Annotated in this window: 6 protein-coding genes and 1 rRNA gene; all 7 read left to right on the forward strand. The window is 53.4% G+C overall.

All coding sequences use genetic code 11. The features are described 5' to 3' along the window. The first annotated feature begins 8 nt into the window (after positions 1-8). Entirely contained in the window at positions 9-224 is a 216-nt protein-coding gene (gene yaaA / locus F591_RS0122565) for a S4 domain-containing protein YaaA (protein WP_019536877.1), read from the forward strand. Between the two features lie 44 nt (positions 225-268). Further along, positions 269-1,378 (forward strand): DNA replication/repair protein RecF, encoded by a 1,110-nt coding sequence (recF, locus tag F591_RS0122570; RefSeq protein WP_019536878.1) that lies wholly within the window; start codon positions 269-271, stop codon positions 1,376-1,378. A gap of 32 nt (positions 1,379-1,410) precedes the next feature. Then, a complete protein-coding gene (gene remB, locus F591_RS0122575) occupies positions 1,411-1,659 on the forward strand; it encodes an extracellular matrix regulator RemB (RefSeq protein WP_019536879.1) in 249 nt (82 codons plus the stop codon). Positions 1,660-1,714: 55 nt separating this feature from the next. Beyond that, positions 1,715-3,628 (forward strand): DNA topoisomerase (ATP-hydrolyzing) subunit B, encoded by a 1,914-nt coding sequence (gyrB, locus tag F591_RS0122580; protein ID WP_019536880.1) that lies wholly within the window; start codon positions 1,715-1,717, stop codon positions 3,626-3,628. Between the two features lie 193 nt (positions 3,629-3,821). Beyond that, on the forward strand, positions 3,822-6,332 hold the full coding sequence (gyrA, locus tag F591_RS0122585; protein ID WP_019536881.1) for a DNA gyrase subunit A: 2,511 nt from the start codon (positions 3,822-3,824) through the stop codon (positions 6,330-6,332). Between the two features lie 168 nt (positions 6,333-6,500). Beyond that, positions 6,501-7,571, forward strand: a complete 1,071-nt coding sequence (locus tag F591_RS0122590) for an HD-GYP domain-containing protein (RefSeq protein ID WP_019536882.1) — start codon at positions 6,501-6,503, stop codon at positions 7,569-7,571. Positions 7,572-7,857: 286 nt separating this feature from the next. After that, positions 7,858-8,042: ribosomal RNA gene (locus tag F591_RS0122595) — 16S ribosomal RNA — on the forward strand; the annotation flags it as partial.

Raw genomic sequence — 8,042 nt, forward strand, 5'->3', positions numbered from 1 at the left:
CACAGGCTATGAAACCGATCGAGATTTCCACCGATTACATCACGTTAGGGCAATTTTTGAAGCTGGCGGACTGCATCTCCACGGGAGGACAGGCCAAATTTTTTCTCAAGGAAACGTCTGTTCTGATCAATGGGGAGCCGGACAACCGCCGCGGCCGCAAGCTCGTTCATCTTGACGTCGTCAAGGTGGAGGGCTGCGGCGAATTCCAGGTCGTGCGCCGCTAGAGACGGCCGCAGGCGCCGGGCGCGGGCCTTCAGGAGGAAGCATCTTGCAGTTGAAAAAGCTAGCTTTGCAGCATTACCGCAATTACGACGAGCTGGAGTTTGAAACGGACCGGCTGGTCAACATCATCGTCGGCCCGAACGCGCAGGGCAAGACGAATCTGCTCGAATCGATCTTTGTGCTGGCGCTGACCAAGTCGCATCGGACGCACCAGGACAAGGAGCTGATTCAGTGGAATGCCCCCCAAGCCACGCTGCACGCCGAGGTAGAGAAGAGGTACGGCACCGTTCAGATGGATTTGTCCATTTCCCCGCAAGGCAAGAAGGCCAAGCTCAACGGGCTGGAGCAGCGCAAGCTGAGCGATTTTATCGGCTCGCTCAACGTCGTCATGTTCGCCCCGGAAGACCTAGAGATCGTCAAAGGCTCGCCCGGGGTGCGGCGGCGCTTTCTGGACATGGAGATTGGACAGGTGCAGCCGTCGTATTTGTATGAATTATCGCAATATAATAAAACGTTGGTACAGCGCAACAATTTGCTGAAGCAGCCCCCCGCCGGCCCCGGCATGTCATCGCCGCTGCTCGACGTATGGAATGAGCAGCTGGTACAGTTTGGTATTAAAATTATTAAAAAACGTCAAAGCTTTATAAAGAAACTTCAAGCATGGGCAGAGAAGATTCATGCCGGCATTACAGGCGGGCAGGAAGCGCTCCGTATCGAGTACGATTCGTCGGTGGACGGCTCGGAGGAGCAAGATGAAGCTGTTTTATTCGACCGATTTATGATAAAGTTATCTAAGGTGAAAGAACAGGAGCTGCGCCGCGGCGTAACGCTTGCCGGTCCGCATCGCGACGATCTGCGCTTTTATATCAACGATAGGGAAGTGCAGACGTTCGGGTCGCAAGGCCAGCAGCGCACGACCGCGCTGTCGCTCAAGCTGGCGGAGATCGAGCTGATTCGGGAGGAAGTCGGCGAGTATCCGCTGCTGCTGCTTGACGATGTGCTGTCCGAGCTTGACCGCTACCGGCAGACGCAGCTGATCGAGACGTTTCAGAGCAAGGTCCAAACCTTTATTACGACGACAGGCATCGAGAGTATTGATCTGTCCAGACTGGAGAACGCTTCTGTCATACACGTTCGACAAGGAAGCTTGACATAGATAAGTTCCTGTACGGAAGGGGAATAACCGGCATGTTCATTCATTTGGGCGGCGAGAAGATCGTGCGCGCTTCGGAGCTGGTTGCGATTTTTGACTTATCTATCGAGAAATCATCCAAAATCTCCAAACAGTTCGTTCAGTATGCCAACCGGGATAAGCGCGTGGAGGTTATCGGGGAAGAAGAAAGCAAGTCGCTCGTGATTACGAAGACTAAGGTCTATTATTCTCCCATCTCGTCGATGACGCTCAAGAAGCGGGCCCATCAACTGATCACCATTTGAACGGATGACTTAAAAGACGCAGATTATTTTGTGAAACAGGAAGCAGGTGACCGACATGTCTGTGAATCCGAATACAGCTTACGATGAAAGTCAAATACAGGTGCTCGAGGGACTGGAAGCGGTCCGCAAGCGTCCGGGGATGTATATCGGCTCCACCAGCGTCAAAGGCTTGCACCATCTTGTCTGGGAAGTTGTCGACAACAGTATCGACGAAGCGCTGGCCGGCTTCTGTACGAAGATCGATGTGATCGTGCATAAGGACAACAGCATCACCGTCATCGACAACGGCCGCGGCATACCGGTCGGCGAGAATCCGAAGCTGAAGCGCCCTACCGTTGAGGTGGTGCTTACGGTGCTTCATGCCGGCGGGAAGTTTGGCGGCGAAGGCTACAAGGTATCGGGCGGCCTGCACGGCGTCGGCGTCTCCGTCGTCAACGCCCTGTCCAAGAGACTGATCGTCGTCGTCAAGCGCGACGGCAAAATTCACCAGCAGGAATATCATCGCGGCGTTCCCCAGTACGATTTGAAAGTCGTCGGGGAGACGGAGGAGACCGGAACGACCGTTACGTTCTGGCCGGACGAGGAAATTTTTAAGGAAACGACCGAGTACGAGTACGAAACGCTGCAGTCGCGGATTCGCGAGCTCGCCTTTTTGAACAAAGGGATCGAAATTACGTTGACCGATGAACGTACGGATACCTCGCAATCGTTCATGTACGAAGGCGGTATCATTTCGTTCGTCGAGCATTTGAACCGCAACCGCGAGGCGTTGCATCAGCCGCCGATTTATATCGAGGGCACCAAGGAAGGCATACAGGCGGAAGTGGCGCTGCAGTATAATGACAGCTACTCCGAGAACATCTATTCGTTCGCCAACAACATCAATACGCATGAGGGCGGAACGCACGAATCGGGCTTCAAGAGCGCATTGACTCGGATCTTGAACGATTACGCCCGCAAATTTCACATGCTCAAAGATAATGACGCGAATTTGTCCGGCGACGACGTTCGCGAAGGGCTGACCGCCATCGTCTCGGTCAAAATTCCGGACCCGCAGTTTGAAGGACAGACGAAGACGAAGCTTGGAAACAGCGAAGTGCGCGGCATCGTCGAGTCGCTGTTTGCCGACAAATTCGAGGAATTTTTGATCGAGAATCCGAGCGTGGCCAAGCGGATCGTGGAGAAAGGCGTTCAAGCCCAACGGGCCCGCGAGGCGGCCAAGAGAGCGCGCGAGCTGACAAGGCGCAAGAGCGCCCTCGAGGTCAGTTCATTGCCCGGGAAATTGGCCGATTGCTCCTCGAAGGATGCTTCCATCAGCGAAGTCTATATCGTGGAAGGGGATTCTGCGGGCGGCTCGGCCAAGCAAGGCCGCGATCGGCATTTTCAAGCAATTTTGCCGCTGCGGGGCAAAATCTTGAACGTGGAGAAGGCGAGATTGGATAAGATTTTGTCCAATGCCGAGATTCGGGCGATCATTACGGCGCTCGGAACAGGGATCGGCGACGATTTCGATATCGGCAAGGCCAGGTACCACAAGGTTATCATCATGACCGACGCCGATGTGGACGGAGCCCATATTCGCACTTTGCTGCTGACGTTCTTTTACCGATATATGCGCAAACTTATTGAAGCGGGATACATCTACATCGCTCAGCCGCCGCTCTATAAGCTGGAGCGCAACAAGGTCATCCGCTACGCTTACAACGATAAGCAGCGGGACGAATTGATGGCGGAATTCGGTGAAGGGGCCAAAGTCAACGTACAGCGTTATAAAGGCCTAGGCGAGATGAACCCCGGCCAGCTGTGGGAAACAACCATGGACCCGGAAAATCGCACGCTGCTTAAAGTCAGCATTCAGGACGCGATCGAAGCGGATGTGCTTTTCGATACGCTGATGGGCGACAATGTCGAGCCGCGGCGCGATTTTATCCAGGAGCATGCGAAGTACGTAAAAAATCTCGATATTTAAGACGGAGAGCGGCTTTCCTTGGGGAAAGCTTCGCTTGGTTTTTAGGCGGTTTAATCCTAGAAAATGAACGCCGCAAGCGGCGAATTTCAATGAATGATCAGGCGGCGGCGATGAACGGAGATGCTTTCTTGACCGCCGTTCCAAGCAGCTTTTCCACACCTTTTTTCAGCATAAGATTCGAAGGAGGTACCCCATGTCGGAAGAAAACCGTTCTTCAATCAGAGAAATCGATATCGGCTCAGAGATGCGCACTTCCTTTATGGACTATGCGATGAGCATTATCGTCAGCCGGGCGCTTCCCGATGTAAGAGACGGCCTGAAGCCCGTGCATCGGCGCATATTGTATGCGATGTCCGAGCTCGGAATGTCCCCGGACAAACCGTATAAGAAATCGGCCAGAATCGTCGGCGAAGTCATCGGTAAATACCATCCCCATGGCGATTCCGCTGTATACGAGACGATGGTTCGTATGGCGCAAGATTTTTCGCTTCGCTATATGCTTGTCGACGGACATGGCAACTTCGGTTCCATCGACGGCGACGCCGCTGCGGCGATGCGTTATACCGAGGCGCGTTTATCGAAGATTGCGATGGAGATGCTGCGCGACATTAACAAGGAGACCATCGATTTCGTTCCGAACTACGACGGCGAGGAGCAGGAGCCGGCTGTGCTTCCGGCACGGTTCCCGAACCTGCTTGTGAACGGGCTGTCGGGGATTGCGGTCGGGATGGCTACGAACGTCCCTCCGCACAACTTGACGGAAGTGATCGACGGGGTGCAGCAGCTGATCGAGCAGCCGGATTTGGCGCCGCTTGATTTGATGAAATCGATCAAGGGTCCGGATTTTCCGACCGGCGGCTTAATTATGGGGCGGGAAGGTATTCGTCAAGCCTACGCGACCGGCCGCGGGTCGGTCACGATGCGGGCCAAGGCGGATATCGAGGAGAACGGCGGCAAGGCGCGGATCATCGTCCACGAGCTGCCCTACCAGGTCAATAAGGCGCGGCTGATCGAGAAGATCGCCGAACTGGTCCGCGAGAAAAAACTCGACGGCATTACCGATTTGCGGGACGAATCGGACCGGACGGGCATGCGTATCGTGATTGAGCTGCGCAGGGACGTGAATCCCAATGTTGTGTTGAACAATTTGTACAAGCATACAGCTATGCAGTCGAATTTCGGCATCATTATGCTGGCGCTGGTGAATGGCGAGCCGAAAGTGCTCAACCTGAAGGAAATGCTGTTCCACTATCTGGAACATCAGAAAGATGTCATTCGCCGCCGCACTGAATTCGATCTGAAAAAGGCCGAAGCACGCGCTCATATCCTCGAAGGCTTGCGCATTGCGCTCGATCATATCGATGAGATTATCGCGCTCATTCGCGGCTCCCGAACGACAGAGGAAGCCAGGGACGGCCTGATTAGCCGGTTCTCGCTCAGCTTCGAGCAGGCCCAGGCTATTCTGGATATGCGTCTCCAGCGCTTGACGGGCCTGGAGCGCGAGAAGATCGAGGAGGAATATGCCGAGCTGCTGAAGAAGATCGCCGAGTATCGTGCGATACTGGCCGACGAGAAGCTTGTCCTGGACATTATCAGCAAAGAGCTGGATGAGATTAAGGAGAAGTATGGCGACGAACGCCGTACCGAAATTACGGCAGGCGGCGATAGCATCGAGGATGAAGACTTGATTCCCCAGGATGATGTCGTCATCACGATCACGCATACCGGCTACATCAAGCGGCTGCCGCTGTCGACGTACCGCAGCCAAAAACGGGGCGGCAAAGGCGTTGTCGGCATGGATACGAAAGACGACGACTTTGTGGAACATCTGTTCGTAACCAATACGCATCATTATTTGATGTTCTTCACGGATAAAGGCAAGGCATACCGCCTGAAAGCATACGAAATCCCCGATTTGAGCCGGACGGCGCGCGGAACGCCGATTATAAACCTGATCCAAATCGAGCAGGGCGAGACGATTAATGCCGTCATTCCGGTGGAGAGCTTCGACGCTGATCAGTATTTATTTTTCGCGACCAAGAACGGTTTGGTCAAGAAGACGCCGATCGCCGATTACGCGAATATTCGCAAGGTCGGTTTGATCGCCATTACGCTGCGGGAAGACGATGATCTGATTGGCGTTCGCCTGACCGACGGCAATCGTTCGATTGTGATGGGCACGAGCCAGGGCATGTCCATTCACTTCTCCGAGGAAGAAGTTCGGCCGATGGGCCGGTCTGCGACGGGGGTGAAGGGCATTCATCTGGACGAGGGCGACAAAGTAATCGACATGGATGTCGTCCGGGAGAATCAAAGCGTCCTGATCGTCACTTCGAAAGGGTACGGCAAACGCACTCCTGTCGAGGAATACCGCATCCAGTCCCGCGGCGGCAAAGGTATTAAAACGTTGAATGTCACGGCCAAAAACGGCTCGGTGGTAGCTCTGAAGGTGGTCGACGACGAAGAGGATTTGATGATCATTACCGCTTCCGGCACGATTATCCGGACGAGCATCGCCGGCATTTCGCTGATGGGCCGCAATACGCAGGGCGTTAAGCTGATCAATGTCCGCGAAGACGAGGAAGTTTCGACGGTAGCCAATGTGGCCAAAAGCGAAGAAACGTCCGAAGAGCAGGCAGCCTCCGACTCCGATGAGTCCGCTCAAGCGGGACAAGCTTCGGAGGAGACCGAGCCGGAAAGCTGACGTCTTGCTGTTTGAATATATCATTTCACGATCTGCGAGAATGGGGACTTACATCCCCATTCTTTTTCGTTTATAATAAGTTTACGTAGGTCTTGAGGATTAATTCATTGGGACCAACTGACGATTCGCCCTTTAAAGGAAACCGATAGAGCGTGAAGTGAGGATGTTATGGCGAAGATCCCCGTGAAGATCCCCGTACCCCAATTGAAGGCCGGAGCTGAGCTCGCCCACGATGTGATGACGAAGCGGAACAATGTGCTTTTTATCAAAGGCAGAGTCATTTCAGATAAGGACCTGGAAGTGTTAAAGGCGTTTCTTATTCCCGCGGTCGAGGTCGCTGACCAAGACGAGGTTCACGCCCCGATGCCATCGGAAGCGAGGGATGGCGGCGGATTCCCGTCCTTTGAAGCAAGCTACCATCAGATGCTCCAGCTAGTAAAGCGCGTGTTTGCGATCGCCGACGCGGGCGGAGAGGCCTTGCCGGTGCTCGATATTCGCAAAGGCTTGGAGGAGCTTGTATCTCATTCGGACAGCTATAACGCTTTACATTTCAGCCCCAAGCACTTTCAGATGTCTGACTTTGTCTATCATAACTCGCTCATGGTCAGCTTGACCTCTTATTGCATGGCACGTTGGATCGGGCTTGCGTCCAAGGATTTGCTTCCGGTTGCGCTGGCCGGACTGCTGCATGATATCGGGAATGCCAAGATGGACCCGGCTATTCTGTTTAAGCCGGATCGGCTGAGCGACGAGGAAAAGGAAGCTTTGAAGAAGCATACGGTCATCGGCTATCAAATGCTAAAGCCGGTTACGGCCCTCACCGAAGGCGTGAAGCTTGCGGCTTTGCAGCACCATGAGAGGGAAGACGGCTCGGGGTATCCGCTTGGCGTGCGGGGAGATAAAATCCATCTATATTCAAAAATCGTTGCGGTAGCCGACATGTTCCATGCGATGACGACCAGTCGGTTCCATAAGTCAGGGACTTCCCCTTATTTGGCGCTGGAGCAATTGCAGGCGGAAGCGTTCGGCAAACTGGACCCGCACCTTGTTTCGACCTTTATCGAAAGGGTTACGCAATTTCACAATGGAACGATCGTCAAATTGAGCGACAATCGGATCGGGGAGATCGTCTTTTCGGACAGATCTTATCCTACAAGGCCTTGGGTGAATGTCAGCGGCGGCATTGTTAACCTGAACGTTGAACGAAATTTGTATATTCAAGAAGTCATCCAAAAATAATTTAAATAATGGGCTTGTCTTTTCGGCGGATCTGTGATAAATTATATCTCGCTGCTTCGAAAGCTTGAGTTTGATTGCAAAATGGAAATAAAAAACTACTTGCAACGAAGTGGGCGAATGTGATATATTAAAAAAGTCGCCGCTAAACAAGGTGACAATGAAGTGAGAAGCTGGAAAGCAGCGATGTGACTGGCTTCGCAGAAGAACTTGTCCTTTGAAAACTGAACAACGAGCAAGTGTTTGTGCGACTTGAAGCAAGTCAAAACAATGAGCTAAATCAACATCCTTTTTGGAGAGTTTGATCCTGGCTCAGGACGAACGCTGGCGGCGTGCCTAATACATGCAAGTCGAGCGCTGGATGATTTCCTTCGGGGAATTATCCGGAGCGGCGGACGGGTGAGTAACACGTAGGCAACCTGCCCGGAAGACCGGGATAACTACCGGAAACGGTAGCTAATACCGGATAGGTGG

It is taken from the genome of Paenibacillus ginsengihumi DSM 21568 (assembly GCF_000380965.1).
In the GTDB taxonomy this organism is placed as follows: domain Bacteria; phylum Bacillota; class Bacilli; order Paenibacillales; family NBRC-103111; genus Paenibacillus_G; species Paenibacillus_G ginsengihumi.

Coding starts and splice junctions, on each gene's coding strand:
- yaaA (WP_019536877.1), top strand. CDS start 9: ATGAAACCGATCGAGATTTCCACCGATTACATCACGTTAGGGCAATTT.
- remB (WP_019536879.1), top strand. CDS start 1,411: ATGTTCATTCATTTGGGCGGCGAGAAGATCGTGCGCGCTTCGGAGCTG.
- gyrB (WP_019536880.1), top strand. CDS start 1,715: ATGTCTGTGAATCCGAATACAGCTTACGATGAAAGTCAAATACAGGTG.
- gyrA (WP_019536881.1), top strand. CDS start 3,822: ATGTCGGAAGAAAACCGTTCTTCAATCAGAGAAATCGATATCGGCTCA.
- F591_RS0122590 (WP_019536882.1), top strand. CDS start 6,501: ATGGCGAAGATCCCCGTGAAGATCCCCGTACCCCAATTGAAGGCCGGA.